This is a genomic window from Virgisporangium aurantiacum (assembly GCF_016863635.1).
In the GTDB taxonomy this organism is placed as follows: domain Bacteria; phylum Actinomycetota; class Actinomycetes; order Mycobacteriales; family Micromonosporaceae; genus Virgisporangium; species Virgisporangium aurantiacum.
Genome location: NZ_BOPG01000068.1, coordinates 1 through 13,848, shown reverse-complemented (window position 1 = coordinate 13,848; position 13,848 = coordinate 1). Strand labels below are relative to the sequence as shown.

The following is a 13,848-nucleotide window of genomic DNA, read 5'->3' as shown; positions in this document are numbered from 1 at the left end:
GGTTGTCGTCATGGCGGCTGCCATGGCAGCAACAAAGTTCCAAGATCAGCGAACGCTGTTTCGAATCAGCCGCAGGCGCCCGATCAGCGTCAGTTCGCCGGCGTCGGCGCCTCGCCAGAACTCGAAGACGCGTGTCTCGATCAGGCTGAGGGCTTGCCGTAGTAGCGGCGAACCTCTTCGTCATGGCGCGCCAACTCGGCGCGGAACTCGGCCCTCTCCTCCGGACTCATCTCCGGCAGGCGGTCCCACCCCATCGCGATACGCAGGCGCTCGGCATTCGGGCTCGGCGCGGCGGACTCCGGCGTCGGCTGGCTCATAGATGGAAGGTACCGACGCCTCTGAGTGCTCGGTGACCTCGAAACGGTCGCCCCCATCGACCAGGGCCCGGTGAATGTGACACTCCCCCACCCTGACCGTCCCGTCTGCCGTCGACTCACCTGCAAGGGAACGGTCCGGCGTCGGGGCCGCCATCACCATGAAACTGTGACAGACCGCCGAACGCTTACGGCCCGGCGGCAGCTCTCGTCGAGCGCTCCTGCGAGAAAGAAGGGCGAGGGCTTGGAAACCCTGAGGGGCACGCAGGGGGCACGCCAGCGGACTAGAGATCAAAAACGAACAAGGCCAAGGTCGCGGAATCCGCTTCTGACCTAGGCCTTCTTCATGAGAGCGGGTGAAGGGAATCGAACCCTCACTGTCAGCTTGGGAAGCTGATGTTCTGCCATTGAACTACACCCGCGAGCGGCCACTACTGTACCGAATCGACCGCTCGTGGTCGACTCTGTACCCCTGGCGGCGCGCGCCACACTTCTCGGGACGCGGCCGGCGTGCCGCTGTGGTGGACGGCCACCGCTACTTCCACGGTCAGCTCGAACAGCCACCAGTCGACCGAAGGGGCGGCTCGCATTGCCGCGCCCAGGCGGGCGACCAGGCCGGGGTCGACGACGCGGCTGGCTCGGCCGGCCAGGTAGGCGTCGTCTTCGGAGCGGTCGGACGGGAAGGTGTGCAGGGCGTAGCGGCCGTCGCGTTCCAGGTCGTCGCGTTTGGGGGAGCGCACGATGAAGCAGTACAGCCGGCCCTCGTGGACCACCGGGGAGACGGGGTGTACGCGGGGACCGCCGTCGGCGCGGACGGTGGCGAGATAGCCGAGACCGGGACCGTACTGGTGGAGCAGGTCATGGACGACCGCGGCGAGACTCGGCGCCGCGGAAGCGAATTCGGACCATTGGACCACCCATCAACAGTATCGAACACCAGTACGAAGTGTGCCCGGAACGATGAGCGACACCCCGGAGAAGTACGCTGCCACGCATGCTTCTCTCCGACCGCGACCTCATCGACGAGCTCAAGGCCGGCACCCTGCTCCTCGAACCGTTCGATCCGGCGCTGGTGCAGCCGTCCAGCATCGACGTGCGGCTCGACCGCTTCTTCCGGGTCTTCAACAACCACCTGTACACCCACATCGACCCGGCCGAGCAGCAGGACGACCTCACGGCGATGGTCGAGGTGGGTGACGGTCAGTCGTTCGTTCTCCACCCGGGCGAGTTCGTGCTCGCGTCCACGCTTGAGGTCATCACGCTGGGCGACCAGCTGGCCGGACGGCTGGAGGGGAAGTCGAGCCTGGGTCGGCTCGGCCTGCTCACCCACTCCACCGCCGGCTTCATCGACCCGGGCTTCTCCGGCCACGTCACGCTGGAACTGTCGAACGTGGCGAACCTGCCGATCCGCCTCTGGCCCGGCATGAAGATCGGGCAGCTGTGCATCTTCCGGCTGTCGTCGCCGGCGGAGCACCCGTACGGAACAGAGGTGTACGGCTCCCGCTACCAGGGCCAGCGCGGCCCCACCGCAAGCCGGTCATACCTCAACTGGCGGGTCTGGCCGACGGACCGGTAGGTCAGCCCGGGCGGCCGAACCCGGCGATCGGACCGTCGTCCATGCGCTTCATGCGGACGACGTCGCCCGAGGTCGGCGCGTGGAGCAGCCAGCCGTTGCCGACGTACATGCCCATGTGGTGCAGGTCGCCGTAGTAGAAGACCAGGTCGCCCGGTCGCAGTTCCTCGCGGCTGACCCGCTTCGTGTCCTGGTACTGCCACTGCGTGTAGTGGCGCAGGTTCACCCCGGCGGCCTTCCACGCGAACATGGTGATGCCGGAGCAGTCGAACGAGCCGGGACCGGTGGCGCCGAACACGTACGGCTTGCCGATCTGCGCACACGCCGTGCGCGCCGCGACCGAGGCGGGGCCGCCCGGGTACGTCGCCGGGCACGGGGCGGGCTGGAGGTTGCCCTTGCCGCCGGTAGTGCCGAACGCGGCCAGCCGCATGTCGTTCAGCTTCTTGATCTCCGCGTCGATGCCCGCCTTGCGCTTCGCGAGATCGGCCTCCTGCGTGGCCAGCTTGGCCACCAGTTGGTCGAGCGGCAGCTTGACCTCTTCGTACTGCTTCTTCAGCGCCAGCACCTGGGCGAGCGCGTCCTCCTGCTTACGGGCCAGCGACTCGAGGCGGACGAGCCGGTCGCCGAGACCGTCGGAGGAGCGGCTGGCGAGCAGCGCGTTCAGCGTGCTGGCGCGGCCGGTCTTGTACTCGTTGACGGCCAGCTCGGCGACCTTCGACCGGGCGCCGTCGATCTGCTCCTGCAGCGGCTGGATCTGCTGCTGCAACGCGTCGACCTTGGCCTTGTTGGCCGCCAGGTCGGACTGGACCTTGTTGTGTTCCTCGATGACCGGTTCGAGCTGGTTCCACTGCGCGTCGATCTGCTTCTCGATGTCACTCGTCGAGGGTTCGGCGTGGGCCTGAACACCCAGTGACAACGCGAGCATCGAACCAAGTACAGCGGCGGCAAGGACGCGCAATCGCACGTGCGGTGTCGCTCCCTCTTCCGTGACCGCCTACCGGGTTAGCTGACGGATTCGGGCGGGAAGATTCGCCCTACCATCGCTGACGCGACGGATTCACCCCATTGATGCTGGTGGGTCCCCGGTTCTCCGAAGGAAGATTCGGCGGTGCCGGGCGGCGCACCCGAGGGGCGGGCGCTGACGTCCGAGCCGGCCAGACCACGCTAAGTGTCCGAGCGGGCAGTCGCAAGGGCTGGGAGGGAGATCTATCCCCCAATCACGACGAAAACGTCATCGATCGCGCCGTGGAACTGGTCGTTGTTCGGGCTGAGTCCCTTGCCACCGATGCGAAGCGGGTCACTGTTCACAATGGACAGTGACGCGGGGACCCGTGTCCGCCCCAGAATCGTGCCGTCGACGGCGATCGAAAAATCGGAACCCGTTCGTACGCACTCGATTCCGTGCCACCAGCCGTCGGCGACAGAGCCGCGCGCGGTGACCACGAAGATCCGCGAGGAGCCCGTTCCGACCAGTACGCAACTCGGTTGCCCGGCCACCCCGTCGACCTGCAACTTGAACTGTCCGTGACCGCGCGAGAACCCCTTCTGTAGGACGTTCTCGCCGGCGTCGGTGTCGTCGGCCTCCATCAGCACCGCCGCCCCGAAGCGCACCGGACCCGTTCCCGGATTCGGAATTTCGCGCGACTCCAGCACCACCCGCGGGCAGCTGCGACCAGCGTAGATCCGGCACCGCGGCGGGAACCGCACCGCCTGTCCGGTGTCGCGCGCCTCGGGGCGCACCGCTCCCCCGGCGATCGCCGACACCGCGAGGTCACCGCCGAGGCTCTCCCCCTCGAACGGAAAACGAATCTCGGACCGGGTCGGGCCGGGAGAAGCGCTGGGGGACGCGGCGACAACCGTGGTCTCGACAGCAGCGTTGGCGAGGTACGTCGCGGTTGAACCCGCGACAACCCCGCCAACGACGACAGCTATCAGCAATCGATGACGCAAGCCCATAAGTGGATTATGGGCGATTTGACCCCAACTGCTACTTAGGCCGGCCGTACCCGACGATCGAACTGTCGTTGCTCACGTTCTTCATCTTCACCGGCACACCGGCCCGCGACGCATGGATCATCTGCCCGCCACCGGCATACATGCCGACGTGGCTGGGATTGCTGCTGTTGTAGAAGAAGATCAGGTCGCCCTGCTGGAGCTGGTCCTTGGTGATCCGCGTGACCGCCCGCCACTGGTCGGCCGCCGTACGCGGCAACGACTTGCCGGCCGACTTCCACGAGTACAGCGTCAGGCCGGAGCAGTCGTACCGGTCGGGCCCCTCGGCGCCGTACAGGTACATCTTTCCGAGCTGCGCGCACGCCGTGCGGAGCGCGGTTCCCCCCGCGCCACCCGCAGTGATCGCGGGACACGACCCCGTGGAGGCACTCGAACCGCCGGTGCCACCGCCACCACCGAACAGCTCGCGCTGCTTCTTCTCCAAGGCGGCGACCTGGGTCTCGATCTCCTTCTTCTTCGCCGCCAGCTCGGCCTCGTGGGCCGCCTGCTGCGCGATAATCTGGTCGAGCGCCTTCTTGTCGTTGCGGTACCTGTCGACCGTGTCGGCGACGCCGCTCACCGAGTTGCGCTGGTTGCGCGCGAGCACCTCGAGCTGCGTCAGCGTCTGCGCCGTGTCGTTCGCGTCCTTCGACCCGAGCAGCGCGTTGATCGCGCCCATCCGGCCGTTCTTGTACGCCGAGACGGCGATCGACTTCACCGATAGCATCGCCTCGTCGACCTGCGCGGCGAGCGGCGCCAACTGCTGTTCCAGCGCGGCGGCCTTCGCCCGGCTCTGCTTCAGTTCCTCGTTGACCTTGTTGTACTCCTCGATGATCGGTTCGAGGATGCGGAACTGCGCGTCGAGTTGTGCGTCAAGTTCTGCCGCGGTCGGGTCGGCATGTGCGTGAGTTGCCGTGCCAACTCCGACGGCGAGGGTCATCAGACCCACGACCGCCACTCGCAGCAATCGACGGATCACGTAAATGTCTCCTCACCGGTCGAAAGCAAGCGCACAGAACCGTGGAGACGATAGTGAATTGATCTCGTCCAAGCAACCCGGGATCGATTCAGCAATCACGTGGAAACAGAGGGTGTTCCCACGACCGCCATCAATACATCGTCCAATGTGACAACGCCCAACGGAGTTCGCGCCTCGCTGACGAGCATCATGTGACGACGCTCCTTGCGCATCGCCAGCAGCAGCTCAGCGAGGGTACGGTCGCCCGCGACCACCGGCAGCGGACGGATCAGTTCGGGTGGAATCGGCTCCCGCCGCTGCGCGCCGACGATGCCGAGAATGTCCTTGACGTGCACAAAACCCAGAACCCGTCGAGTGGCTCTTTCCACAACAGGGAACCGGGACCACCCCGTACGCGTAGCGAGTACCTCGAGCGACGCCGGCGAAACGTCGGCGGTGACCGTCGTGACCGAACTCCACGAACGCATCACGTCGAGCGCCGTGCTGTTGTTCAACGCGAGCGCACCGGTGATCCGGGCGTGCTCCGACGCGTCGAGCAGCCCTTCCGTGCGCGCCTGCGACACCAGCCCGGCCAGTTCCTCGGCCGTGAAGACGGTCTTCACCGCGTCGGTCGACTCGATCCGCCAGATCCGCAGGATGACCTTCGACAGCCACTTCAGCGCCTGCAGCAGCGGCTTCGTCGCCAGGCAGAAGCCGTACAGCAGCGGGCCGAGCCAGACCACCGCGCGTTCCGGCCCGGCCAGGGCCAGGTTCTTCGGGACCATCTCGCCGACCACGGTGTGCAGATACACCACCACGGCCAGGGCGAGCACGAACGCGACCGGATGCAGCGCGGACTCGGGCACGCCGATCGCGTGGAACGGCTTCTCGAGGAGGTGCGCCAGCGCCGGCTCGGCGATCGCGCCCAGGCCGAGCGAGCAGATCGTGATGCCGAGCTGGGCGCCGGCGATCATCAGAGGAATCTCGTTCATCGCGCGGAGCGCCATCCGGGCCCGGCGGGACGTTTCGGCCCGGGGTTCGATGATCGTTCGACGGGACGCGATGAGCGCGAACTCCGAGCCGACGAAGAACCCGTTGCCCAGCAGCAGCACCGCGGTGACCAGCAGCGGAATCACGACGACTCCCGGCGGGTGACCCGAACCTTTTCGACCCGCCGGCGCACGACCTCGACGACCGTGAACTCCCAGTCGCCCTCGACCACGGTCTCGTCCGGCGCCGGAATGTGCCCCAGCCGCGCCATGAGGAACCCGGCCAGCGTCTCGTACGGCCCGGGCGGCAGGCGGAACCCGGTCAGCTCGGCCAGTTCGTCCTCGCGCAGCACGCCGTCGACCAGCACCGGCTCGACGAGCGGGTGGCCGAGCAGCGCCGGCGGCTCCAGGTCGGGCGCGAACAGGTCGTGCGTGGTCTCGACCGGGTCGTGCTCGTCGTCGATCTCGCCCACGAGCTCCTCGACGAGGTCCTCGATCGTCACCACGCCGTCGGTGCCGCCGTACTCGTCGACGACGATCGCGAGGCCGGCGTCCGCCGCGGTCAGGGCCGCGAGCACGCGGTCGAGGTCGAGACTCTCCGGGACGAAGACGGGCTCGCGCGCGACCGCGGCCACCGCCGTGGTCGACCTCTTCGCCGGGGGGACGCCGAGCGCGTCGATGACCGTCGCGACGCCACGGACCTGGTCGAGCGTCTGGACGTACACCGGGAACCGGCTGTGACCCGTGCCCTGCGCCTGCTCGATCAGTTCGGCGACGGTGTCCTCGGTGCGCAGGCCCACGACGTCCACCCGCGGGGTCATCGCCTCGGCGGCCCGCTTGTCGCCGAACCGGATCGTGCGCTGCAGCATCACGGCGGTCTCGGTGGGCAGGGCGCCGGCCTGCGCGGAGATCGCCGCGAGCAGCCCCAGTTCCTCGGGCGACCGGGCGCTGGCCAGCTCCTCCTGCGGCTCGACGCCGACCCGGCGCACCAGCCAGTTCGCCGACCCGTTCAGCACGATGATCAGCGGGCGGAAGACCTTCGAGAAGATCCGCTGCGGGCCGGCGGTCCTTCGGGCCACCGGCATCGGGCGGGCGAGCGCCGCGTTCTTCGGCACCAGCTCGCCGAAGAGCACCGAGAACAGGGTGGCGATCGCCAGCGCCATGAAGTGGCTCGCGCCGCCGAACACCGGATGGATCAACTCGGCGATCGCCGGCTCGGCGAGGTAACCCGTGAGCAGCGCGGTGATCGTGATGCCCAACTGCGCACCGGAGAGCTGGAAAGACAACTCCCGCAGTGCCCGGCGTACCGTCCGGGCCACCCGGTCGCCGCTCTCGGCGAGCCGGTCGATCTCCGCCCGGTCGACCGTGACGAGCGAGAACTCGGCCGCCACGAAGGCCGCATTGGCCACGGTGAGCAGGACGAACGCGAGGAGCGGCAGCAAGGTGCTCAGTAATGCGGCGTCGATCGTCGTCTCACCTTCATGTCGGTGACATGAGCGTAGCGGCTACCCGAAGAATGATCGTGGACGCGATATGCTCGTGCACCCGAATGCCGTCCATGGAGATTTTATGGACAACGCTCTGATGCTGATTGTGGCGCTCCTCGTCGGCCTGTGGGTCGGCGGTAGTTTCGCGCGCTTCAACCGCTCACGGCGTGACCTGAGGGGCACCAAGAGCCTGATCCCCGGGCTACGGAAGCGGCGCAACGCGGCCGGCCTGCACAGCCTTCGCGCCGGGTTGCTGCTGCTCGGAGTGGTCTTCGTGTTCTTCCTCGGGCTCCGGGCCGCCGGCCGCATCTGACCGGCCGGCGCCGCTACTCCTTGATCGACCGGAGCAGCACGGTGGCCACGTCGACCACCTCGACGTTCTCGTCGGCGGCGCCGCTCGCCTTCTTGCCGGTGACCCCGTCACCCAGCATCGTGAGGCAGAACGGGCAGCTCACCGCCACCGTCTGGGCATTGGTCGACAACGCCTCCTCGACGCGCTCGACGTTGATGCGCTTGCCGATGCGCTCCTCCATCCACATGCGGGCGCCACCGGCACCGCAGCAGAACGAGCGCTCGGCGAACCGGGGCATCTCGGTGACGCCGGTCTCCGTGGCGACGGCGCCCAGCACCTCGCGGGGCGGGGCGAAGACCCGGTTGTGCCGGCCGAGGTAGCACGGGTCGTGGTAGGTGAGGCCACCGTCGAGCGGCTTGACGGGCGTCAGCTTGCCGGTGCTGACCAGCTGGGATAGCAACTGGGTGTGGTGGATGACCTCGTAGGTGCCGCCGAGCTCCGGGTACTCGTTGGCCAGCGTGTTGAAGCAGTGCGGGCACGAGGCGACGATCTTCTTGACGCCGACCTCGTTGAGCGTCTCGACGTTCTGCTGGGCCATCATCTGGAACAGGAACTCGTTGCCGATGCGGCGGGCGGGGTCGCCGGTGCACGTCTCGCCGTCGCCGAGGATCGCGTACTTGACGCCGGCCTCGTGCAGCAGCGTCGCCACCGCGCGGGTGGTGCGCTTGGCCCGGTCTTCGAATGCGCCGGCGCAGCCGACCCAGAACAGGTACTCGAAGTCCTCGACCGCACCAGCGCGCGGCACCTCGAAGTCGAGGCCCTTGGTCCAGTCCTCCCGGGCCGACTGGGCGGCACCCCACGGGTTGCCCTTGTTCTCCAGGTTGCGCAGCATCGTGCCGGCCTCGGTCGGGAAGTTCGACTCGATCATCACCTGGTAGCGCCGCATGTCGACGATGTGGTCGACGTGCTCGATGTCGACCGGGCACTGCTCGACGCACGCGCCGCAGGTGGTGCACGACCACAGCACGTCGGGGTCGATGATGCCGTTCTCCTCGGCGCCGCCGATGAGCGGGCGGTCGGCCTCGGCCTTCGCCTCCGCCGACACGCCGTCGAGGTTGTCGCCGGCCAGCAGGTAGGGGGCCTTCGCGTAGGCGTGGTCGCGCAGGCTCAGCACCAGCAGTTTGGGTGAGAGCGGCTTGCCGGTGTTCCAGGCCGGGCACTGGGACTGGCACCGGCCGCATTCCGTACAGGTGGTGAAGTCGAGCAGGCCCTTCCACGTGAACTGCTCGACGGAGGCGACGCCGAACGTGTCCTTCTCCGGGTCGGCCTCTTCGAAGTCGAGCGGCTTACCGCCGGACATCATCGGCTGCAGCGCGCCGAGTGCCGGCTTGTCGCTGGCCGTCCGCTTGAACCAGATGTTCGGGAACGCGGTGAACCGGTGCCAGGCGACGCCCATGGTGATGTTCAGCGAGATCGTGATCAGCCAGGCCATCGAGATGACCAGCTTGACCATCGCGACCAGCGAGATCGCCGCGTCGCTGCCGGGCAGCACCTGGCCGAGCCCGTAGGTGACCGGGGTGGCCCAGGCCGGGTACTCGCCGTGCCCGGCGGCGAACTTGAGACTGCGTATCAACATTCCGCAGATCAGGACGCCGACGATCGTGTACTCGACGTAGTACGCCTGCCACATGGTGGAGCCGAGGAACCGGGACAGGCCCTTCGCGCGGCCGGGCAGGTTACGCAGGCGCACCAGGATCAGCGCGACGATCCCGAGCAGCCCGAACACGCTCAGCCACTCGGTGACCATGCCGTACGGCGCCCAGCCGCCGAGCAGCGGCAACTTGCCCTCGGCGCTCACGACGTCGAAGTACGCCTCGACGACCAGCAGGAACAGCACCAGGAACGAGACCATGACGAACCAGTGCGCCAGCCCGATGCCGCTCCACTTGAGCATGCGGGTATGCCCGAGCGTCTCCCGCAGCATCGTCGCGGTGCGCTGGCCCTTGCCCTCGAACCGCTGGGCCGGGACCGGCTGGCCGAGCCGGATCACCTGAACCATCTGACGAACGGCACGAACCGCCAGCACGACCGCGATGATCGTGACAAGGGCGGCGATGACGGTCGCCACGACCTGGACCGGCCCCATTGGTACGCCTCCGTAAGCCCGTGAGCCTGATTCGACGAGCTTAGGGGTTGCTACCGGCTGGTAACCGACGCAGTGGCAAAGTCCACTGCGTCACCGCCACTTGGATAGGACTCCCAACGCGGCGACCATCGCGCTGAACCCGACCGCCAGGTTCCAGTACCGCCAGGAGTTCACCGGGTAGGCGCCCTGGGACAGGTAGAACGTGACCAGCCACGCGATGCCCACGACGATCAGGGAGACCGCCAGCGCGGGCACCCAGACCGGGCTCGGCTTCTTGGTCGTCGTCGCCTGGGTGGGCCGCAACTCGGCCGGCGGCGTGTAGACCTTCTTCTTGCGTACGTTGGACTTCGGCACTGCGTCTCCAAGGAGGGGCTCGGGCGGGCACCCCCGCGGTGCGAGAATGCTGTTTGACAAGCGTAGTCAAGCCGGCGCGCGGCGACAGGTTGGGGGCGTGGTGGAGTACACATCCGGTGCCGTTTCGTGGTCCGGAGCGTTCCGCCGCGCCTGGCTTGGCCTGCGCCGACGCACCAACCGCCGACGCGGGTGGTCGTTACTGGTTCCCATTGTGGCCCTTCTCGCTGGTCTTTTGGTCACGACCACCGCAAATACCGCAGCGGGTACCGAACTTCGCAATGACCGCAGACCGGAATTGACCAACCTGATCGAAAAGCGCCAACAGGATGTGTCCGCCGCCGAGGCGCGGGCCGACCGGCTGCGGCGCGAGGTCGAGAATCTGACGGGTCAGGTTGGCAACACCGACACGGGCGTCGCCGCCCAGCAGGGCGACGCGGCGCGGCGCGAGGCCGCCGCCGGGCTGACGGCGCTGCACGGCCCCGGCGTCACCGTCCGGATGGACGACGCACCCAGGCGGCCCGACGGTACCCGTCCGGCCAATGCCAGCGCCGACGACCTGGTGGTACACCAACAAGACGTGCAGGCCGTGGTGAACGCGCTGTGGGCCGGTGGGGCCGAGGCCATGATGATCATGGGCGTCCGCATCATCGCCACCAGCGCCGTCCGCTGCGTGGGCAACACGCTCCTGCTCGACGGGCGGGTGCACTCTCCACCGTTCGTGATCACGGCCATCGGAGACGCGAACCGCATGCAGCGTGCACTCGACGAGTCGGCCGGCGTGCGCCTGTTCCGCAAGGCGGCCGTCGACTTCGGGCTCGGCTACGAGGCCCGGGTGGAGGGAGACGTCACCGTGCCGGCGTACCACGGCTCGCTGGCGCTGCCGGCGGCGAAGGTTCCGGCATGATCGCCGTAGCGCAGCGAAGGCGAGCATGCCGGGGGCTCTTGCCTTTCGGATCCGAAGGCAGCACAGCATGACGGAACGGGCCACCGAGCGCGGGTGGTTCGACTCGAGCCCGCACACGCCCGCCCACGCGGCGCCGGACGACGAGGTGGGCTCGATCGACGCGGAGCCCACGATCGCCCTTCCCCGGCCCGAGATCCGGCCCGAGATCCGGCCCGAAGTCCACCAGGCCGAAGTCCGGCCCGGGATCCGGCCGGATTTCGTCGCCGGCACCCCGTCGGCTACCTCCGTTCCGGTGGAGATCACCCCCGAATCCGGCAATGACCCACGCGGGCCCGTTCCGGTCGGCAAGGATGAAACCGGAACAGCCGACGCGACCGCCACGACCCTGCTACCGGTGGTGGTGCCCGACGACCGCACCGCGATCATCCCGCGGCTGCACGGCCGGGGTGGGCTCCGGGTCGCCGAGACGGCCGAGCGCAACAGCGCCGACGACGGGCGTCCGGCGCCGAAAGGGGTCCGGGTCATCGCGTTGCGACCGGTGCAGACCGCAGACGGTTACAGGAGCGTGTACTCGGAAGTGACCCGTACGACGCCCGCCACGGTGGTTCGCACAGTCGCCCGGGGAACCGGCGAGCTGTTGATCACGCTCGGCCTCATCGTGCTGCTGTTCGCGGCCTACGAAGTCTGGGGCAAGGCCGCGATCGTCAACGCCGAGCAGAACAACCTCGACAAGCAGCTCGCGCAGGAGTTCGCCAACCCGCAGCCGTCGTCCGGGCTCGGCCAGGCCGCGCCGCCGCCGCTCGCCGGCGACGCGCTGGCCCGGCTCTACATTCCGAAGCTCAACAAGAGCTGGGTCGTGGTGCAGGGGGTGACCCAGAAGGACATCCGGTACGCGCCCGGCCACTATCCGACCACGGCCATGCCCGGTCAGATCGGCAACTTCTCGGTGGCCGGACACCGCAACCGCGCCATCTTCTGGGACCTCGACCAGTTGAAGGTCGGCGATCCGATCGTGGTGGAGACGGCGCAGACGTTCTACGTGTACAGGGTCACCCAGAGCCACGTGGTCCTGCCCACGGCCGTGCAGGTGGTGGCGCCCGTGCCGAATCAGCCGGGAGCCAGGCCGACCGCCGCAATGCTGACGCTGACCACCTGCAACCCGAAGTTCAACAACTACCAACGCCTCATCGTGCACGCGCAACTCGACCCCGGGCGCACCATGCAGCGGTCCGCGGGCCGGCCGGCGGAGATCGGTGGCTGACCCGTGTACTCGTGGATCTGGCGGAAGCTGCCGTTCGGCGTCCCCGGAAAGATCATCGGATCGTTGCTGCTGGTGACGCTCGTGGTGGCCGCGTTGTGGTTCAAGGGCTTCCCGCTCGCCGAGCCGCTGCTGCCGTTCGACGACGTGAACGTCACCGATCAGGGCGGCGATCCGGGCGGCGGCGTCGGCACCGACCCGTCGGGGCAGATTCCGGGCGACGAGCACGACCTTCCATACTCGACGGAGTCGAACCAGCCCTCACCGGGAAGGTAGCCGTGCGCGTCCTCGTCATCGACAACTACGACTCGTTCGTCTTCAACCTCGTGCAGTACCTCGGCCAACTCGGGGTCGAGTGCGAGGTGCGGCGCAACGACGAGATCTCCGTGGCCGACGTCGGCCGCCTGCGGCCGGCCGGGGTCCTGCTCTCACCGGGCCCGGGGACGCCGGAACGCGCCGGCATCTGCATGAAGGTGATCGAGGAGTACGCGGGGCAGGTACCGATCTTCGGCGTGTGCCTCGGGCACCAGGCGTTCGGCGCCGTGTACGGCGGGGTCGTCGACCGGGCACCCGAACTGCTGCACGGCAAGACGTCGCTGGTGCACCACACCGGCGCCGGCGTGCTGGCCGGGCTGCCCAGCCCGTTCACCGCCACGCGGTACCACTCGCTCGCCGTCGAGGAGAGCACGTTGCCGGCCGAGATCGAGGTCACCGGGCGCACCGAGACCGGCATCGTGATGGCGATGCGGCACCGCACCCTGCCCGTCGAGGGTGTGCAGTTCCATCCCGAGTCGGTGCTCACCCAGGGCGGCCACCTGATGCTGGCCAACTGGGTCGCCGCGTGCGGTCTTCCGGCGGCGCTCGACCGGGCACCCGACCTCGCGGCGGAGGTCGAGGCGCGCCGGCTCGGAGCGTTCGCTGTCTGACGCGGTCAGGTTCCGGTGCTCGCCGACGACGACGGCGGGTTGCTCGGGCCTGGGTTCTGGGTCGCCTTCTGCCCGATCACCACGGTGATGGTGGCGTTCGTGAACGCGACCTGGTTGGCATTCGGGTTCTGGCTGATGACCTTCTTGACCTCGTCCTGGTCATTGGTGTCCTGGAGAGTGACCTTCAGCTTGTCGCCGCTGAACCCGGCCAGCGCCAGCGCCTGCCGTGCCTCGCTCTCGCTCTTTCCGACGAGGTTGGGCACCTTGCGCTGGTTGAACTTCGAGGTGTTGACGGTGATCGTCGCGTTGGGGTCGACGGCAGTGCCCGCGCCCGGTGAGGTGCTGACCACGGTGTCCTTGGGCTCGGCGCTGTCGACCTGCTGGTAGGTCCACCTCAGGCCGGCTGCGGCGAGAGTCTTCTCGACGTCGGCCTTGGACTTGCCGAGAAGATCGGGCACGGTGACCTTGTTGGGCGGCAGGCACACCTCGAAGGTGACCTCGGAGCCCTCGGAGACCTTCGAGTTCGCCGCTGGCGTCTGCTTCACGACCTTGTTGAGGTCGGCCGGCTGGCAGTCCTTGGCCTGCTGCTGCGTTCCGGTGAGACCTTCCTTGCTCAGCAGGTCGATCGCCTCGGCCGCGGTCTTGCCGGTGACGC

16 protein-coding genes, 1 tRNA gene and 1 riboswitch are annotated in these 13,848 nt (G+C 68.1%); of the genes, 6 read left to right on the top strand and 11 right to left on the bottom strand.

Annotated elements, in window-relative coordinates:
* Positions 1 to 140: 140 nt before the first annotated feature.
* The 3 genes from Vau01_RS45620 to Vau01_RS45610 form a co-directional block, all read right to left on the bottom strand.
* A complete protein-coding gene (locus Vau01_RS45620; protein ID WP_204006675.1) occupies positions 141 to 317 on the bottom strand; it encodes a hypothetical protein in 177 nt (58 codons plus the stop codon).
* 348 nt (positions 318 to 665) lie between these two features.
* Positions 666 to 736: transfer RNA gene (locus Vau01_RS45615), tRNA-Gly, on the bottom strand.
* Between the two features lie 9 nt (positions 737 to 745).
* Positions 746 to 1,231 carry a pyridoxamine 5'-phosphate oxidase family protein gene (locus Vau01_RS45610; RefSeq protein ID WP_204006673.1) on the bottom strand — a complete coding sequence of 162 codons (486 nt, stop codon included), beginning with the start codon at positions 1,229 to 1,231 and terminating at the stop codon, positions 746 to 748.
* Between the two features lie 77 nt (positions 1,232 to 1,308).
* On the opposite strand from Vau01_RS45610, the gene dcd reads away from it, so the two are divergent.
* On the top strand, positions 1,309 to 1,890 hold the full coding sequence (gene dcd / locus Vau01_RS45605; RefSeq protein ID WP_204006671.1) for a dCTP deaminase: 582 nt from the start codon (positions 1,309 to 1,311) through the stop codon (positions 1,888 to 1,890).
* A 1-nt stretch (position 1,891) separates the two neighbouring features.
* On the opposite strand, the gene Vau01_RS45600 is transcribed toward dcd, so the two are convergent.
* From Vau01_RS45600 to Vau01_RS45580, 5 genes are all read right to left on the bottom strand, one after another.
* Positions 1,892 to 2,812 (bottom strand): C40 family peptidase, encoded by a 921-nt coding sequence (locus Vau01_RS45600; RefSeq protein ID WP_204006669.1) that lies wholly within the window; start codon positions 2,810 to 2,812, stop codon positions 1,892 to 1,894.
* A 51-nt stretch (positions 2,813 to 2,863) separates the two neighbouring features.
* Positions 2,864 to 3,005, bottom strand: a riboswitch (cyclic di-AMP (ydaO/yuaA leader).
* An 88-nt stretch (positions 3,006 to 3,093) separates the two neighbouring features.
* Positions 3,094 to 3,543 (bottom strand): LamG-like jellyroll fold domain-containing protein, encoded by a 450-nt coding sequence (locus Vau01_RS45595; protein WP_204006667.1) that lies wholly within the window; start codon positions 3,541 to 3,543, stop codon positions 3,094 to 3,096.
* Positions 3,544 to 3,874: 331 nt separating this feature from the next.
* A complete protein-coding gene (locus tag Vau01_RS45590; protein ID WP_204006665.1) occupies positions 3,875 to 4,858 on the bottom strand; it encodes a C40 family peptidase in 984 nt (327 codons plus the stop codon).
* Between the two features lie 95 nt (positions 4,859 to 4,953).
* On the bottom strand, positions 4,954 to 5,970 hold the full coding sequence (locus Vau01_RS45585) for a hemolysin family protein (RefSeq protein ID WP_373320406.1): 1,017 nt from the start codon (positions 5,968 to 5,970) through the stop codon (positions 4,954 to 4,956).
* Positions 5,970 to 7,265, bottom strand: a complete 1,296-nt coding sequence (locus Vau01_RS45580; RefSeq protein WP_204006725.1) for a hemolysin family protein — start codon at positions 7,263 to 7,265, stop codon at positions 5,970 to 5,972. The genes Vau01_RS45585 and Vau01_RS45580 overlap by 1 nt, the downstream gene beginning before the upstream one ends.
* Before the next feature lie 130 nt (positions 7,266 to 7,395).
* Between Vau01_RS45580 and Vau01_RS45575 the strand changes: the two genes are divergently transcribed.
* Positions 7,396 to 7,626, top strand: a complete 231-nt coding sequence (locus tag Vau01_RS45575; RefSeq protein ID WP_204006661.1) for a hypothetical protein — start codon at positions 7,396 to 7,398, stop codon at positions 7,624 to 7,626.
* A 13-nt stretch (positions 7,627 to 7,639) separates the two neighbouring features.
* Here Vau01_RS45575 and Vau01_RS45570 read toward each other — a convergent pair whose 3' ends face one another.
* Together Vau01_RS45570 and Vau01_RS45565 are read right to left on the bottom strand one after the other, a co-directional pair.
* A complete protein-coding gene (locus tag Vau01_RS45570) occupies positions 7,640 to 9,751 on the bottom strand; it encodes a (Fe-S)-binding protein (protein WP_204006659.1) in 2,112 nt (703 codons plus the stop codon).
* A 90-nt stretch (positions 9,752 to 9,841) separates the two neighbouring features.
* The gene (locus Vau01_RS45565) at positions 9,842 to 10,105 is read right to left on the bottom strand and encodes a cell division protein CrgA (protein WP_204006657.1); all 264 of its coding nucleotides are present in this window, start codon (positions 10,103 to 10,105) and stop codon (positions 9,842 to 9,844) included.
* Positions 10,106 to 10,205: 100 nt separating this feature from the next.
* Here Vau01_RS45565 and Vau01_RS45560 point away from each other — a divergent pair, with 100 nt between their 5' ends.
* From Vau01_RS45560 to Vau01_RS45545, 4 genes are all read left to right on the top strand, one after another.
* Positions 10,206 to 11,009: a DUF881 domain-containing protein gene (locus Vau01_RS45560; protein ID WP_204006724.1), complete on the top strand. Its 804-nt coding sequence runs from the start codon at positions 10,206 to 10,208 to the stop codon at positions 11,007 to 11,009.
* A 67-nt stretch (positions 11,010 to 11,076) separates the two neighbouring features.
* Entirely contained in the window at positions 11,077 to 12,270 is a 1,194-nt protein-coding gene (locus tag Vau01_RS65430) for a class E sortase (protein ID WP_373320404.1), read from the top strand.
* Between the two features lie 3 nt (positions 12,271 to 12,273).
* Positions 12,274 to 12,543: a hypothetical protein gene (locus Vau01_RS45550; RefSeq protein ID WP_204006653.1), complete on the top strand. Its 270-nt coding sequence runs from the start codon at positions 12,274 to 12,276 to the stop codon at positions 12,541 to 12,543.
* Between the two features lie 2 nt (positions 12,544 to 12,545).
* Positions 12,546 to 13,193 (top strand): aminodeoxychorismate/anthranilate synthase component II, encoded by a 648-nt coding sequence (locus tag Vau01_RS45545; RefSeq protein WP_204006651.1) that lies wholly within the window; start codon positions 12,546 to 12,548, stop codon positions 13,191 to 13,193.
* 5 nt (positions 13,194 to 13,198) lie between these two features.
* On the opposite strand, the gene Vau01_RS45540 is transcribed toward Vau01_RS45545, so the two are convergent.
* A partial coding sequence (locus Vau01_RS45540) for a PASTA domain-containing protein (protein ID WP_204006649.1) occupies positions 13,199 to 13,848 on the bottom strand: 650 nt, incomplete at its 5' end.